The 14,597-nt window shown below is 38.4% G+C and carries 12 protein-coding genes, 1 pseudogene and 1 other annotated feature; of the genes and pseudogenes, 11 read left to right on the top strand and 2 right to left on the bottom strand.

Translation table 11 applies throughout. The features are described 5' to 3' along the window. Nucleotides 1-583 (bottom strand): annotated as a pseudogene (locus ACNPNW_RS18335) (IS3 family transposase); the annotation flags it as partial. After that, nucleotides 192-308, bottom strand: a sequence feature (AL1L pseudoknot). It overlaps the preceding pseudogene by 117 nt. Between ACNPNW_RS18335 and zorA the strand changes: the two are divergent. From zorA to ACNPNW_RS18315, 4 genes are read left to right on the top strand one after another with little or no spacing between them, the layout of a single operon-like run. Further along, complete coding sequence (gene zorA, locus ACNPNW_RS18330) at nucleotides 568-2,538, top strand: anti-phage ZorAB system protein ZorA (RefSeq protein WP_527890973.1); 1,971 nt, start codon at nucleotides 568-570, stop codon at nucleotides 2,536-2,538. The pseudogene ACNPNW_RS18335 and the gene zorA overlap by 16 nt on opposite strands. An 18-nt stretch (nucleotides 2,539-2,556) precedes the next feature. Beyond that, on the top strand, nucleotides 2,557-3,288 hold the full coding sequence (gene zorB1 / locus ACNPNW_RS18325; protein WP_411689835.1) for a type I Zorya anti-phage system protein ZorB1: 732 nt from the start codon (nucleotides 2,557-2,559) through the stop codon (nucleotides 3,286-3,288). A gap of 5 nt (nucleotides 3,289-3,293) precedes the next feature. After that, nucleotides 3,294-4,667, top strand: a complete 1,374-nt coding sequence (locus tag ACNPNW_RS18320; protein WP_411689834.1) for an EH signature domain-containing protein — start codon at nucleotides 3,294-3,296, stop codon at nucleotides 4,665-4,667. 20 nt (nucleotides 4,668-4,687) lie between these two features. Beyond that, complete coding sequence (locus ACNPNW_RS18315; RefSeq protein ID WP_448767297.1) at nucleotides 4,688-7,897, top strand: DEAD/DEAH box helicase; 3,210 nt, start codon at nucleotides 4,688-4,690, stop codon at nucleotides 7,895-7,897. Nucleotides 7,898-9,035: 1,138 nt separating this feature from the next. Here the strand turns inward: ACNPNW_RS18315 and ACNPNW_RS18310 are convergent. Further along, nucleotides 9,036-9,278, bottom strand: coding sequence for a hypothetical protein (locus tag ACNPNW_RS18310; RefSeq protein WP_420937421.1), 243 nt, complete (start codon nucleotides 9,276-9,278; stop codon nucleotides 9,036-9,038). Nucleotides 9,279-9,743: 465 nt separating this feature from the next. Between ACNPNW_RS18310 and arsC the strand changes: the two genes are divergently transcribed. From arsC to arsH, 7 genes are all read left to right on the top strand, one after another. Next, nucleotides 9,744-10,178 (top strand): arsenate reductase (glutaredoxin), encoded by a 435-nt coding sequence (gene arsC / locus ACNPNW_RS18305; protein ID WP_420937420.1) that lies wholly within the window; start codon nucleotides 9,744-9,746, stop codon nucleotides 10,176-10,178. Nucleotides 10,179-10,464: 286 nt separating this feature from the next. Then, the gene (locus tag ACNPNW_RS18300; RefSeq protein WP_420937419.1) at nucleotides 10,465-11,484 is read left to right on the top strand and encodes a permease; all 1,020 of its coding nucleotides are present in this window, start codon (nucleotides 10,465-10,467) and stop codon (nucleotides 11,482-11,484) included. 19 nt (nucleotides 11,485-11,503) lie between these two features. Next, entirely contained in the window at nucleotides 11,504-11,743 is a 240-nt protein-coding gene (locus tag ACNPNW_RS18295; protein ID WP_420937418.1) for a thioredoxin family protein, read from the top strand. A 192-nt stretch (nucleotides 11,744-11,935) separates the two neighbouring features. After that, nucleotides 11,936-12,256, top strand: coding sequence for a metalloregulator ArsR/SmtB family transcription factor (locus ACNPNW_RS18290; RefSeq protein ID WP_005093699.1), 321 nt, complete (start codon nucleotides 11,936-11,938; stop codon nucleotides 12,254-12,256). Nucleotides 12,257-12,262: 6 nt separating this feature from the next. Next, the gene (locus ACNPNW_RS18285; RefSeq protein WP_074382687.1) at nucleotides 12,263-12,736 is read left to right on the top strand and encodes an arsenate reductase ArsC; all 474 of its coding nucleotides are present in this window, start codon (nucleotides 12,263-12,265) and stop codon (nucleotides 12,734-12,736) included. Nucleotides 12,737-12,741: 5 nt separating this feature from the next. Further along, a complete protein-coding gene (gene arsB, locus ACNPNW_RS18280; protein ID WP_004730035.1) occupies nucleotides 12,742-13,782 on the top strand; it encodes an ACR3 family arsenite efflux transporter in 1,041 nt (346 codons plus the stop codon). A 4-nt stretch (nucleotides 13,783-13,786) separates the two neighbouring features. Then, the gene (gene arsH, locus ACNPNW_RS18275) at nucleotides 13,787-14,491 is read left to right on the top strand and encodes an arsenical resistance protein ArsH (RefSeq protein WP_004280163.1); all 705 of its coding nucleotides are present in this window, start codon (nucleotides 13,787-13,789) and stop codon (nucleotides 14,489-14,491) included. Nucleotides 14,492-14,597 lie beyond the last annotated feature (106 nt).

Here is a 14,597-nt window from a genome sequence, read left to right as displayed (position 1 = left end):
CGAGCAACTGTACAACGTGCAATCACATAGCCTTCACGTTTCAGTTGTTGCCAGACCTTACGCACACCATACCGACCTGAACTTTCCTTCCAAATTCGTTTAATTTGTTCAGCATGATGAAGGTCATGCAGATCCCGTTTCGCTCGATGTTCTGGATTGTCCGCGAGATCTAAAGTCCGGTAATAGGTTGAAGCAGCGATCGGTAAAATTCTACAAATCGCCTCAACACCATATAACGCCTTATTGTTATGGATAAAATCCACCATTATTTGTGTGGGCGGTCGAGCTCCGCCTGGGCGAAAAAAGCCGCTGCTTTACGTAGAATTTCGTTAGCACGTTGCAGTTCTTTATTTTCGCGTTCCAGTTGTTTGATACGTTCTTGGTCTGAAAGCTGCTGTGCTTTAACTGGATTTTGTTGATCTAAGTATTTTTGATACCAAACACGTAGTGTTTCAGGAGTACAGCCAATTTTAGGAGCAATTGCTGTGATTGCAGCCCAATTCGATGGATAATCTTTCTCGGATTCAATCAATAATTGAACCGCTCTTTCTCTGATTTCAGGGGTATATTTTACTTTTTTCATCGGGACATTCTCTCAGAAAGCTTGGTCTCCGACAAACCCGGTACGGTTCACAAGTTAAACAAGAATCAAATCTGAGTAAAAATGTTTTAGATCATGTCTTTGATAACAGTATTCCATTAAAACATGCTTGGTTGAATTATAAACATTCTTTTCATGATCACTATGAAGTCATTGATGGTACAGATGTCTTGAGTTCATCTCGTGCCACTGTATCTAGCGATGTTTTTTTCTCGCAGTCAGTTATTGTCGATACTCCCTTAAGAGTTGAATTTTATAAGCACCTACCTGGTATTATTACTGGTGTTGGTATTATTGCTACGTTCGCAGGTTTACTATTCGGATTATTAGCTTTTGATCCGGCTGGAGATCCTGAAAAAGTTCAAGATAGTCTTGGATTGCTGTTAGGTGGTGTGAGTGAAGCCTTTATGGCGTCTGCCTTGGCTATTGCTACAGCAATGTTAATTACATGGCGTGAGAAGTCATGGTTAAGACAGTGTTATGCACAATTAGAAATGTTAACAACAGAGATTGATGACTTCTTTGAACCTGATGATACAGGGGAGGAATACTTAGCTAGATTACTAAAATCATCACAGGCAAATGAAACAAACGCAAGACAATTAAAAGATAGTTTAGTCAATGATTTAAAGACAATGATGACTAACTTAGTTGATGAAAACAAAAAGAATCAAATTGCTTTTGCCTCTCAATTGACAGACAGTTATGCCAAGACAAGCAAAGATATGGCAGATCAAATAGGCCAGTCTATCTCTGATACTTTACAGGTTCCTCTAGAGAAAATTGCATCAAGTGTACAGCAGGTTAGTGGTGATCAAAGCTCTGCTGTCCAAGAGTTAATGACAGATGTGCTTACTGCATTTATGACCAAATTAGAATCAACGTTTGGTACTCAAATGAATGGTATGAGTGAGATGATGACTCAATCAGTTTCTGCAATGAAAGAAATGCAATTAGGATTCACCCAATTAATTACTGATATGAAGGTGAATAGTGAAAGTTCGACAAAGAGCTTAGAAACCCAAATGTCTAAAATGATTGAAGATATCCAACAAAAGCAAAATGCGATGTCCGATCAAATGAACTCTATGGTGGAGCACTTGTCAAAAGGTGCTGAAAAAATTGGAGAGCAGGGGCAATATGCGATTGAACAATTAAATGGAAAGGTTTCTGAGCTGATTGAGCATATGAGTGGAACTATGTCAGGCATGATGGCTGATATTGCTCAACAGCGTATAGAGCAAGATCGTAAAATTGCAGATAATCAGCATAAATTACATGAACAATCTTCAACCCTAATTGATAACCTTGGGGGAGAAATCAAAGAGTTAATTGTTCAAAGTCAAAATGCAGTTGAAGCTTATAAAAACAATATTCAAAAGCTTAGTCAGGTGACAACAGATAGTATTACCGGAATGAACGACGGCGCAGAAAAAATGCGTCTAGCCTCAGAACAATTTAATATGGCGGGCACATCGCTGATTAGCGTCACTGATAAAACATCACAATTGATTTCAGAAGTAACTACTACATCTACTCATTTGACTAGTGCAAGCAGTAATCTTATTTCGTTGTTGAGTGATTATAAAAACTCTCAGGATAGTGTTAATAAGGCGATCAGTACGCTTGAGGGACTGATTAAGCAAGTGCAATCTGAAACCGGTATGAGTACTAAAATACTTGAGGATATGGGGCAAATGACCACAGCATTGAATCAAGTGAAGAAAGAGATGCAGGATTATCTTGAGCAAGTAAGTGATGTGCTAGTAAAAAGTTTTGAGAGTTTTGGGGCTTCAGTTGAAACAAGCCTGAATCACTCATTGGGCATCTATGATAATACGCTCGACCAAGCAGTTAAACGTCTCTCAAGTGGTGTAGAAGGCTTAGGTAGCTTTGTTGAGGATCTTGAAGATATTGTAAGACAGAAGAAAAACTAAGTCTGGAGTACATGAATCATGCTAGGTAATCGGTACTCTAAAAAGTCACGTCCTAAAGATGAAGGGGAAAAACCTTTTTGGATTTCTTTTGCAGACTTAATGACAGCCTTAATGACTTTATTTCTTGTTGTTATGGCAGTATCACTCATGATCGTAACTAAAAAGATTAATGAGGCGACTCAAGCTGAAGATCAAAGAAGTGAAGAAATTTTAAATATTTGTCAGAGTATTAAGCAAAGTGTCGAATTGAAAGATGCTGGTATTGAAGTTGATTGCAAAAATAACCGCATTAATTTTGGTGAAGCAGGTCGTTTCGCTCACAATGATTATCGCCTGACTGAGATAGGTCGAAGTCGATTAAATACTATTGTTCCTATTATTCTTGAAGAGGCAAATAACCCACAAGGTGAAAAATGGTTTAAGCAAATAGTAATTGAGGGCTTCACAGATACAGATGGCTCATATTTGTATAACTTAAATTTAAGTTTACGCCGTTCGGAATGGGTTATGTGTAGTTTACTCGATCCTAAATTTAGTTCAGGTCTCTCTTTAACTGAACAGCAAAAAAATCAGGTTAAACAATTATTCTTGGCTGGTGGAGTGTCCTTTAACTCAGCTAAAGATAGTAAGGAAGCATCTCGCCGTGTTGAATTGAGAATGCAATTTTATGGCTTAAAAGAAAAAGAAAGTGCAGAGCCTCAACCTCATTTTGTTTCAGCGCCGATTGAAACATGCCAATTGACGCGGTGATATCTATGAGCATAGCGAATTTGAAACGCCGTTTGGAGGAAAAAGTAAGCGGTCATTCAGTTGGAGATGTTACTAATACGAAATTTGTAAAGCCTCAACGACTCCTCAAAACACTTTCTGTGCTTGAGCAGAAGTTTGATGATTTCGAAAATAGTATTCCCTTAGATGAAAAAATTTTTAGGTCAATTAGTAAATTAGAAAGTTCTGGTTTTGAGCACCTTACACGAAGAGATTGGAAAAATTTGGCTTGGGCATTGAGCAAAATATTACCAGGCATGCAAGAAAAGCTTCTCTTCAATGATATTGGTAAAAGGATTATCAGTCACTTCCAACAATCAGAGATCGATCTTATTGGAGTCGTTTATTTTCCATTGTTGTACAGCTATTTTGCATTAGAAAATGAAGATGTAAAAGATAGGCCGGTAATTTGGCTTCAATTGAGGGAGATATTAAATACAAAGAGGTCCAGTATTTATAAAGAGTTAAAGCAACCTAAAAAGTGGATGAATACCCTTATTGATTACTCTGAGATTTTATCTAATACACCAACAAAATTATTTGTTAAAAGATTTTTACAAGAGCAAGATACAAGTAGACTTTCAAGTGAATTAGAAAGCTTAAGGATGGCACCTAATAGTTGGTTTTGGGATGATTTAATTAAGTCTTCTATTCACTCTATCAAAACCATGAATGAAGGTGAATATTTCAAAGTTATTCCTCGTTTCTTATCATTGGCTGAGCAAAAAGTCTTATACACTACTGATATTCTGGTTGCTTTGTTAGAGCGTTATGCTCGTACCTTTGAACGAGCCAAAGTTCATGAGGAATTAAAACATTTAGCTTTGAATCATTGGGGAAATCCACAATATGAGTCTTCTGCAGGTTGGAATAATGTAAATGCTGATACAAAAAGAATGGTCATTCAATGGTTTGTAAGAGCTGATCTAGAAGCATTTTTTAAAGTCTTTAGCTATGGTGCAGAAACGCGCAGATTTAATTATTGGATGCGTTTTATTAAACAAGTTTCTCTCTCTGAAATATTTTTGAATGAGGATGCAATTTTTCGTGCAACTCGACAGCAAGAAGAATTTAAAAGGAAAAACCAAGGAAGATTCAAGCGAATTATTGGTAAGAGCTCAGCAGCCAATGCATTTATGATAAAGATTGGTGGTTATTATATTGTAGAGTTCTCTGAACTAAATAATGCTACTTATTTTTATAGAAATCTACCTTACAAACCTTCTAAATCTAATCTACAAGTTGTCAGTATTACAGATTTGAAATCTACAGCAAAGGCTGATTTTTATTTATCACATAATGGTGCTTGGGAGAAATCCTTCGATAATAGATTAAAAAGTCTGGGGATTTATCCAGACTAATTTATAAAAGGTATATTTAAATGAAATTAGCATTTTGGAAAAGAAAGAAAAGCACTGAGGTAGAGCATACAGAACCTGTTCAATCGAATTTCAAATCTTTTACGTATGATGAAGTAGGTATAATTTATTCATATACACAAAATGCTAAAACAGATGCTGATTTCTATTGGGAAAGCTTAGAAGAGGAAGAGCTGGCATATCTCATAGATGAACATTTTGTATTGCCTTGGGAAGAGCTTTTTCAAATTCAGCAAGATTCAGAACATGAAAATGTAATTCATTTACTAAATCTTCCAAAACAGGCTTCTCTTCGTCCAATAATTAGAAGTGAAAGGGGATTAAGTGACCCAGATTTCAAAATCATTTTAGATGGGTGGCTGAACGAAAATAACATTAAGGTTAAAAGTCTTATTCAGCGAGTTGGAGCGATCTTAACGATTGATGGTACAGAACATTTATTGAATGAACCAAATTTTCAACTTGTCGAAAAATTAAAAGAGTTTTCACGTCTAGAAAACAAAGATACGAAACAGAATCAAAAATATTGGGCGAACATCAGAAAACTAGCCAATAAATCTAATGCAAATTTAGATGATTTTTTACGAAAGACATTAGTTCTAGCACCTGATAAATTACAGTTAAATCTTCGAAAAAATTTGATTAGCCAGGAATCTGTTGTAGAAGTTCAGCCTGAATTTGATGAAGCTCCATCAAATTGGCTAAAGACATTTGATCAATATAATAATGTTCAAGATCAATACAGTGTTAGTTTAGCTGATGGAGGAATTGCACATGTAGTGATTGAGCCTCAAGTGAAGCAAGTTCTTAATGAAATTAAAAAAATGCCAAACAGACGTATTTCTGGTGAGCGTGCACAAGCATTTTTACACAATCCATTTGCTCAACTAGGTGATGATGCGATTGAAGTTATTTCACCTGAGAGTTTTGAGGAGTCAAAACAGCAAGCAGAAATTTATACTTATACTTTAGAAATAGAAAAAAATTATGATGAGTTACATCATTATGTTTCTGCGAAATTAGAGCTAAACGAGAATTCTGAAAGAGAACAAAATCCAATTTTTTTAGAACTATATAATGCGGATCAGACTTCTTATTTTATTCAAGCTTATGAGAAAACATCCCCTATTTTTATATGGGCAGGATATGAAATTGAACGAAGTAGCTATTTAGATAATAAAATTGAAGAATTAAAAAATGATCTAAACGAAATTCAAAAATATCAAGATGAATTACAGGCTCAAAAAGTATTGGATTTATCGAATTATAGCGGTCGTGTTATTGGTATTGGTGAAGCAGAAAAGCTGAACTCTGAATTTATAAAAAGAGACAGTGGTGAGTCCGAATGGTTGCCACAGCATTTAATTGACTTAGAGCTGCAACTACAAGATGAAAATTTTGATGAAACCATTGAATTACTTGAACATCGGATTAAGCAAGCAGAGCAAAACAGTCAAGATGAAGTAGAAATTCCATATACAGATAAAGAAGTGTCATTAGATGATGCTAAAAAATTACTAGACCGTTTATATGCTTCCAAGAAAGAAGAGCCAAAAGAGATATTGGAAGAATCTAAAGCTAATTCACAGAAAAAGAAAAAAGATACATTATTAATTGCTAATAATATTGATGAAGCTGAATTTACAAAACAGCGAGTAAATCGCTTACTTTTTGATGAGAATAATCCTCCTGTAGCGAGATTACCTACTAGTTTTAGAAGCCAAGAATTTAGTTTAAAGCCGCATCAAGAATATGGAATTGCATGGTTGCAGAATTTACATCAATATGCGCCTGAGCAGGTTAGTGGTTGTCTTTTAGCTGATGATATGGGCTTAGGTAAAACACTTCAACTCTTATGCTTCATTGATGAGTACCTTGAAAATGCTGAACATAAGAAACCAGTATTAGTCGTAGCTCCAGTTTCACTATTAGAGAATTGGGAAGTAGAAGCAAATCGGTTCTTTAGTAGTAAATTTGCCAAAATATTAAGTTTGTATGGTGATAATTTAAAAGATAGAAAAATTCCAAAGCATTTAATTTCGGCACAGTTAAGAGAGAATCATGGTATTTCCAATCTCTTAGAAGATGATTGGCGTGGTGATGCTGATATTGTTTTAACAACATACGAGACGATGCGTGACCTTGAATTTTCTCTAGCTCGAGAAGACTGGAGCATAATGATTTGTGATGAAGCACAGAAAATTAAAGTTCCTACAGCAATGGTGACAAAGGCTGCAAAAGCTCAAAAAGCAGATTTTAAAATTGCATGTACAGGTACACCAGTTGAGAACTCTTTAACCGATCTTTGGTGCCTATTTGATTTTATTCAGGAAAATTTATTAGGTCCTTTAAATGAGTTTGGTACAAATTATCGTAAGCCAATTGAAAATACTGAAAATAATGATGAAGCAGCACTATTAAGGCTTCGTGAGCTAATAGCTCCTCAAGTCTTACGAAGAATGAAAAGTGATGTCGCAGATTTACCCGCTAAAATTGAGGTAGATAACTGTAAAAATATTGAAATTTCATTATTGCAGAGACAATTATATATTGACGTAGTTAATCGCTTTAAAAAAATGTCAGCAGAAGGTAATCAAGGTGCAATGCTAACGTCTTTGCATAGTATGAGAATGATCTGTGCTCATCCATTACAATTTCAGTCAACTGCTAATTTAAATGATTCGCCAAAAGTAAATTGGTTAATCAAAAGTTTAGAATCTATTAAGCAAAGAAATGAAAAGGTCATTATTTTTACTGAATTTAGAGACATTCAAGTATTTCTTAAGCGTATTCTTCTTGAGAGATTTGGTTTAAACGTTACAACCGTCAATGGTGATTCAAATACCAGCAGTAAAAAAGGCTTAACACGACAAAATTTGATTGATAAATTTCAAGAAAAATCAGGTTTTAATATCATTATTTTGTCGACTACTGCTGTAGGATTTGGTGTTAATATCCAACGTGCTAATCATGTCATTCATTATACGCGTAGTTGGAATCCAGCTAAGGAAGACCAAGCAACTGACCGTGCGTATCGTATAGGACAAAATAAAGAGGTATTTGTTTATTATCCGACGATATTTGCTGATGATTTCGAAACATTCGAAGTGAAATTAGACAGACTCTTATCAAGTAAGAGAGAACTTGCTGATGATATGTTAAAACCAAATACGGATCTCAAAAATGAGTTATTTGATTTATTAGGTGAATAAACCTCTTATTGTGGGAATAGACATTTTATGATTAATTAGCTCAAAACTTCCTGTCAGTAATCTTCCTTGCTGAATGAGATTTTGGCTATTATTTTTGATTTTGTTTTTCTTAATAAGGTAGATTCAAATAGCAGTATAACTCTCAATCATAAATTTACTGGATTTCTTAATCCGGGGTTTTTGTAGCATTAGATTTAAATAGCTTATCTAAAATTTTTTACAAAAAGATACAATAAAAGCAAATATTTTCTTGTATCACAGTGTGTATCACTGATCTTTTTTAAATAAATAATTTATTTAAAATCATTATCTTAAATTGTTGTTCGGTAGTGGATATACCTACCAAGATTACTTTTTATACAGCTTTCTATAAGGTTGTATAAAGCAAAAAACCTCCTGAATTCAACGATTTAGGAGGTTTTTTTGTTTCTGGTGGTTTGGTATGTTTCTACAAAACTGACGCTAGCTTGTATCACTGTCTAATAATCTAACTCGGTGATACAAGGTGAAGCGCATATTTCGGACCGTATTGTCTGATTGAACAGATACTTTCTTCGCGGCGGTAAAAATCCTTAAGGGGTCTGACAGCAGTGGTGGATTCAGATAATTTTTGAAGGACGCCAGACTTAAACCGCACGTCTCATTTTTATCTTCTAGACAGCAGCTCAAGGCGGTATCCAGTGCCACGTGAGGAAACTGTACCTAGTGACAGCTTGCCGAATCCAACAGCCTGGAGATCTCGGAATATTGCCCTGTAAAGCCCATTTTCCTGAAGACCACCCTGAGATAGTCGAAAGCATTCATGCGTACAGGTAGGGACTTTATAAGGTAACGAACCAGCCAAAGCTGGCTGATCCTGTCCAGAACCAGTGTGCGTGATTTTCTCAGCGGAGCATTGTGATCATACAGATCTCCATAGTCTGGAGATAAAGGTGTCAGGAACAGCACTTCAGATCCAGGGCCTTGAGATATTGAATGCTCAAATCTTCCTTTAACTGTTCCAGTAAGGCATCTAGGCTATGGGGCGTGGAGATTCCGGAAAACAGAATGTTGGAGATCAGTACATTGCCAATGATCTCCTCATCAGAGAAGTACTGTGCCGTATTCCAGTAGCGCCAGATCTTCTGATGAATCAGGCTCACATAACTGGATCGTTGCAGCCATTCCCTTCAATGCTGAGCAACTGTTTGCAGGGCAGATCCAGCTCTAGGTCATATCGTTGATTAAACAGCATGATCTGCTTGCGGTAGCAGTGATACAGCATTTTCTTATGACGAACAGAGCTGGCTTTATTCTCAATAGCATCTTCTACGGTTTGCAGCATCGCAAGATGTTGTTGATGCTGATACGCCTCAAAGAAGGAAGGTAAGAGCAGATGCATCTGAATAAATGTTTATGCCTGCAGAATTTCGTCCTGTATGACTTTTTTACGTTGGTCGCTACGGCGCTCGCTTGCGAACTTAAGGTTTTTTGACATGGGACTTTTATAATTTTTATAACCAGTCTTCATGATAAAAGTAAATTGTGGGTCATAACCGTTTGATCAAAAACCTAGGAATAAACTACAGGATTTGTGTTGGAAAAGTCGCAGTTTTTATAGGGCTAAGTGCAGAATTAAAACGGATTAAATTTCTTAATAATCTGAAAAATAATAGTTTTTACTTAGAAATTCTCTTTGATTTTTAGCCATATTGTATTTTTTTTCTTAAGTTAATTGATGATATGCCCTACTTTTTCAGCACATATCAATCCATTTAAAAGCTTCCTTAGAAAATCTTATATTTTATATTGCGAATATGCGTATATTCATATATAAAACTATGATTCATTGATAAGGGTAAAGCTCATGAATCAAATGCCAAAAGTGCAAATTTATCATAACCCGGCCTGTGGCACCTCACGCAATACGCTGGCTTTAATTCGCAATGCGGGAATTGAGCCTGAAGTGATCGAATATCTAGTTACGCCTCCTTCTCGTGATGAGCTGATTCAACTGATTTCTGATGCAGGTTTATCGGTAAGAGATGCGCTCCGTAAAAATGTCGATCCCTATACCGAGCTGAATCTAGATGATGCCGGCTGGAGCGATGAGAAACTGCTTGATGCCATGCTGCAACATCCGATCCTGATCAACCGCCCGTTGGTGGTTACCGAGCTTGGAACCCGATTATGCCGCCCATCGGAAGTGGTACTGGATATTCTGCCTTCGCCACAATTAAAAGCCTTTGCCAAAGAAGACGGTGAAATCATCGTGGATCAACAGGGCAATCGGGTAAAATAAAGTGTCCCCCCTACGAAAAAGCTTCAACTTGATTGGAGCTTTTTTATCTGAAAAACACATGGACGATGATCCATATCATTTACATACTGAATGAAATAGGTTCTTGAAGGATAAAGGAATTGGATCATCAGCAGGCAGTTTCCCCGTATCAGGTTTTGACAGAGAGTACCATTTTTCAAATCTTACACAGGCTACCGACTGGAAACTGTTGCGCAGGTCAATGGTTCAAAAATCTGCCGATGAGTGCATCGACCTGATCTCATCCCCCTAAAACCAGGAGCTTTAAATGGAAAGCATAATCGCGATTTTTGCCTGGCTGAATGATGTGCTGCTTAAAATGACCTGGCTCTCGGAAGGCGTGCGCTGGCTGGTCGAAAATGTCTTCGGTTTATCGGTGGTGACCCGGCTCGGTGGCAGTATTCACTTCTTTATTTATGATGTTTTTAAGATCTTTATTCTGCTCTCAGTCCTGATCTATAGCCTGTCGTATATCCAGAGTTATTTTCCGCCTGAACGCACCCGGCAGATTCTGGGACGCATGACCGGGATCAAAGCCAATATCATGGGGGCCTTGCTCGGCACCATTACCCCATTTTGTTCCTGTTCTTCCATTCCGCTGTTTATCGGTTTTACCCGTGCCGGACTGCCTGTGGGGGTGACCTTTTCCTTTCTGATTTCATCTCCCTTAGTCGATCTGGCTTCGATTATTTTATTGGCCAGTATTTTTAACTGGAAAATTGCCATGATCTATGTGGTTCTTGGTCTGATTTTGGCAGTTATTGGTGGATCACTCATCAGCTTTTTCAAAATGGAAAAGTATGTCACTGAATTTGTTACGCAAAATAGTACAGCTCAGGGTGATGAAGATTTTAAAATGTCTGCGAAAGAGTGCCGGGAATTTGCCTGGGAACAGGTGGTGGAAATCTTTAGCAAGGTCTGGATGTATGTGTTGATTGGGGTAGGAATTGGTGCGGCAATTCATAACTGGATTCCTGAACAGTGGATTACCGCCTTGCTTGGTCAGGAACACTGGTATTCTGTGCTGATTGCTACAATCGTAGGCATACCGATGTACGCGGATATCTTTGGCACTTTGCCGATTGCAGAAGCTTTGGTGGCGAAAGGCGTGGGGCTAGGGACGGTATTGGCCTTTATGATGGCGGTAACAGCACTTTCCCTGCCATCCCTGATCCTGTTAAAACAGGTGGTGAAAACCCGCTTATTGAGCCTGTTTATAGGGATCGTTTTTGTGGGAATCTTGATTATTGGCTATAGCCTGAATACTTTGGGTAACTGGTTTTTATAAAATGTATGGAGAATAGAAGATGAAAATTAAAGTCTTGGGTACAGGCTGCCGTAAATGTAAGGCCCTGTTGGCTGCAACTGAAGAAGCAGTGAAAAGCACCGGTGTCAAAGCGGACATTGAGTATGTCACGGATATGATGCAGATTGCCGAAACCGGACTGTTAAGCACACCGGGTCTGATGATTGACAGTAAAATCGTATCCAGTGGTAAAGTTCTGGAAGCTCAGGCTATCGCGGAACTGATCGAGAAAAATAAATAACTTCAAAATTAAAGTTGTAGCGAAGAAAACCAGTGGTTCAAGTCGCTGGTTTTTCTATATTGGAAGAAGAGGGAAACTGTTAAATCCAGCGCTTTCTGGCTGTGATATCCTGATCCAGATATAATTTTTCACTTGTACTATTTACTATATATATGGATATGTATATATTTGCATAATAGAAGGGGAGCAGCTATGGACCACGTTCAGTTTTTTAAATGTTTATCTGATGAAACACGTCTCAGTATTGTCCTGCTGATTGCGGAAAATAAAGAGCAATGCGTCTGTGATCTGACCGATAAACTGCAGTTAAGCCAACCAAAAATTTCACGGCATTTGGCCTTGTTGCGGTCTTGCGGTCTGCTCAACGATCGTCGGCAAAGCCAGTGGGTGTACTACAGCCTCAATCCGCAATTACCGGCCTGGTGCTTTGAAATTCTGGACGTACTGAAACGTAGTGACGTTCCGGTTTTATTTGATTCTTCCGCTCTATCGATTCAGAGCCATTGCGAGTAAGTTTTCATGAAATTTTTGTTTTTATGCACGGGGAACAGTTGCCGCAGCATTCTATCTGAAGTGTTGTTCAATAGCCGTGCGCCAGAAGGCTGGGTCGCTTACAGTGCTGGCAGCAAACCTTCCGGTCAGGTGCATCCCTTGACGCTTGAAACCCTGCACAATCTGGGCTTGTCGACTAAAGGCTTATCCAGCAAGACGATTGATGCCTGTGAACAGTATCAGCCAGACGTGGTGATTACCGTCTGTGATGCGGCTGCACAGGAAGCGTGTCCTCTTTATCTTGGCGGAGCGATCAAGGCGCACTGGGGCCTGTCTGATCCGTCACATTTAGAGGTGGATAAAGAAGAAAAAATGCAAGCCTTTATGAACACTGTTGAACATATCAATCGTCGCCTGGATACTTTGTTTAAACTTAACGTAGATGAACTTTCTCGCTCACAATTGATTGCAGCGATTAATCAAATTTCGAATGTTGAGTAAGTCACATGTCTGAAAAACGCATGTCCTTTTTAGATCGCAACCTGACGCTGTGGATTTTTATTGCCATGGCGTTAGGCATCGCAATAGGAAACTTTTTTCCTCAAGCATCGGTTGCTCTGGATCAATTCAGTATTAATTCAGTCAATATTCCAATCGCGATTGGTCTGATTCTGATGATGTATCCACCCCTGGCAAAAGTGGATTATGCGACCTTGCCACAAGTGTTTAAGGATAAAAAGACCCTGACGCTATCTTTAATTCAAAACTGGTTGATTGCTCCGGTACTGATGTTTGCGTTGGCTGTGATTTTTTTGCATAGCTATCCAGAGTATATGACAGGCGTGATCCTGATTGGTTTAGCTCGATGTATCGCCATGGTATTGGTGTGGAATGGTCTGGCCTGTGGTGATAACCAATATGTTGCAGCATTGGTGGCGTTTAACAGTATTTTCCAGATTTTATTCTTCAGTACCTACGCCTGGTTATTCCTGACCTTCCTTCCGCCATATTTTGGTATTGAAGCTCAAGTGATCAATGTTAGCTTCTGGACCATTACCCATGCTGTTCTGGTTTATCTTGGAATTCCGTTCTTATTGGGTTTCTTAACGCGCTTAATTTTGGTGAAACAAAAAGGCGTGGAATGGTATCAAACCAAGTTCATTCCAAAAATCAGCCCGCTGAGTTTAATGGCTTTGCTGTTTACGATTTTGGCGATGTTTAGCTTAAAAGGGGGTGATGTTGTGAGTCTTCCACTGGAAGTTTTACGCATTGCGATTCCTTTAATCATTTACTTTGTGGCCATGTTCTTTATTAGCTTCTTTATGAGTAAATGGATGGGCAATGATTATCCAAAAACTGCTGCAATCTCATTTACTGCTGCTGGAAATAATTTTGAATTATCACTTGCAGTCGCTATTGCAACTTTTGGTATCGCTTCGCCAGTTGCTTTTACCACGATTATTGGGCCATTGGTTGAAGTACCTGTGTTAATTGCTTTAGTGAGTGTTTCACTGTGGCTAAGAAAGAAATATTTTAAAGAGGCTTGATCCGATGAACCTGCCTAACGTAGATCCAAATCTTATTGAACAACCCACCTTTGAAAAAGTCCAAGCCAAAGAGCTAGCTCATCCTCCTCGGATTTTGCTGCTTTATGGTTCTAATCGGGAACGTTCTTACAGTCGCCTTGCAGTTCTTGAAGCCGGTCGAATTCTTGAGTACTTTGGGGCAGAAGTAAAAATCTTCCATCCGAAAGGACTGCCTTTACCGGAAGATGCTGATACTGAACATCCAAAAGTGAAAGAGTTGCATGAACTTTTAGCATGGGCTGAAGGCATGGTGTGGTGTTCACCGGAACGACATGGTTCTATGAGTTCCATCTTTAAATCCCAGATTGACTGGATTCCATTGGCAGGGGGCGCAATTCGTGCCACTCAAGGAAAAACCCTTGCCTTGATGCAAGTCAGTGGGGGATCACAGTCCTTTAACAGCCTAAACCAGATGCGTGTTTTGGGGCGTTGGATGCGGATGATCACGATTCCAAATCAGTCTTCAATTCCAAAAGCATTCCTGGAATTTGAAGAAGATGGACGAATGAAGCCATCGGCATTCTATGACCGGATTGTCGATGTGATGGAAGAACTGTATAAGTTTACTTTACTAACCCGTGGGCAAAGTGCTTATTTGACCAACCGTTATTCGGAACGCAAGGAATCGGCTGAAGAGCTTTCCAAACGGGTAAATCAGCGTAGTTTATAAATTCTAGGTGATCAGAGAGACTGAAAAGTATCTTGAGCAATGGAAGGCTAATTTAAACGCTTGAAAATTTTATGAAATACGCCCAGTCTGATAAGCAGGCTGGGTT

Source organism: Acinetobacter endophylla (assembly GCF_053543775.1).
The sequence above is the reverse complement of the archived record's forward strand: the minus strand, read 5'-3'. Positions and strand labels throughout refer to the sequence as shown.

Bases quoted from the DNA above. Each gene is read 5' to 3' on its own strand.
- ACNPNW_RS18310 (WP_420937421.1), bottom strand. From the start codon at position 9,278: ATGCATCTGCTCTTACCTTCCTTCTTTGAGGCGTATCAGCATCAACAA.
- ACNPNW_RS18290 (WP_005093699.1), top strand. From the start codon at position 11,936: ATGGACCACGTTCAGTTTTTTAAATGTTTATCTGATGAAACACGTCTC.
- arsB (WP_004730035.1), top strand. From the start codon at position 12,742: ATGTCTGAAAAACGCATGTCCTTTTTAGATCGCAACCTGACGCTGTGG.
- arsH (WP_004280163.1), top strand. From the start codon at position 13,787: ATGAACCTGCCTAACGTAGATCCAAATCTTATTGAACAACCCACCTTT.
- ACNPNW_RS18295 (WP_420937418.1), top strand. From the start codon at position 11,504: ATGAAAATTAAAGTCTTGGGTACAGGCTGCCGTAAATGTAAGGCCCTG.
- ACNPNW_RS18320 (WP_411689834.1), top strand. From the start codon at position 3,294: ATGAGCATAGCGAATTTGAAACGCCGTTTGGAGGAAAAAGTAAGCGGT.
- ACNPNW_RS18285 (WP_074382687.1), top strand. From the start codon at position 12,263: ATGAAATTTTTGTTTTTATGCACGGGGAACAGTTGCCGCAGCATTCTA.
- ACNPNW_RS18300 (WP_420937419.1), top strand. From the start codon at position 10,465: ATGGAAAGCATAATCGCGATTTTTGCCTGGCTGAATGATGTGCTGCTT.
- ACNPNW_RS18315 (WP_448767297.1), top strand. From the start codon at position 4,688: ATGAAATTAGCATTTTGGAAAAGAAAGAAAAGCACTGAGGTAGAGCAT.
- zorB1 (WP_411689835.1), top strand. From the start codon at position 2,557: ATGCTAGGTAATCGGTACTCTAAAAAGTCACGTCCTAAAGATGAAGGG.
- arsC (WP_420937420.1), top strand. From the start codon at position 9,744: ATGAATCAAATGCCAAAAGTGCAAATTTATCATAACCCGGCCTGTGGC.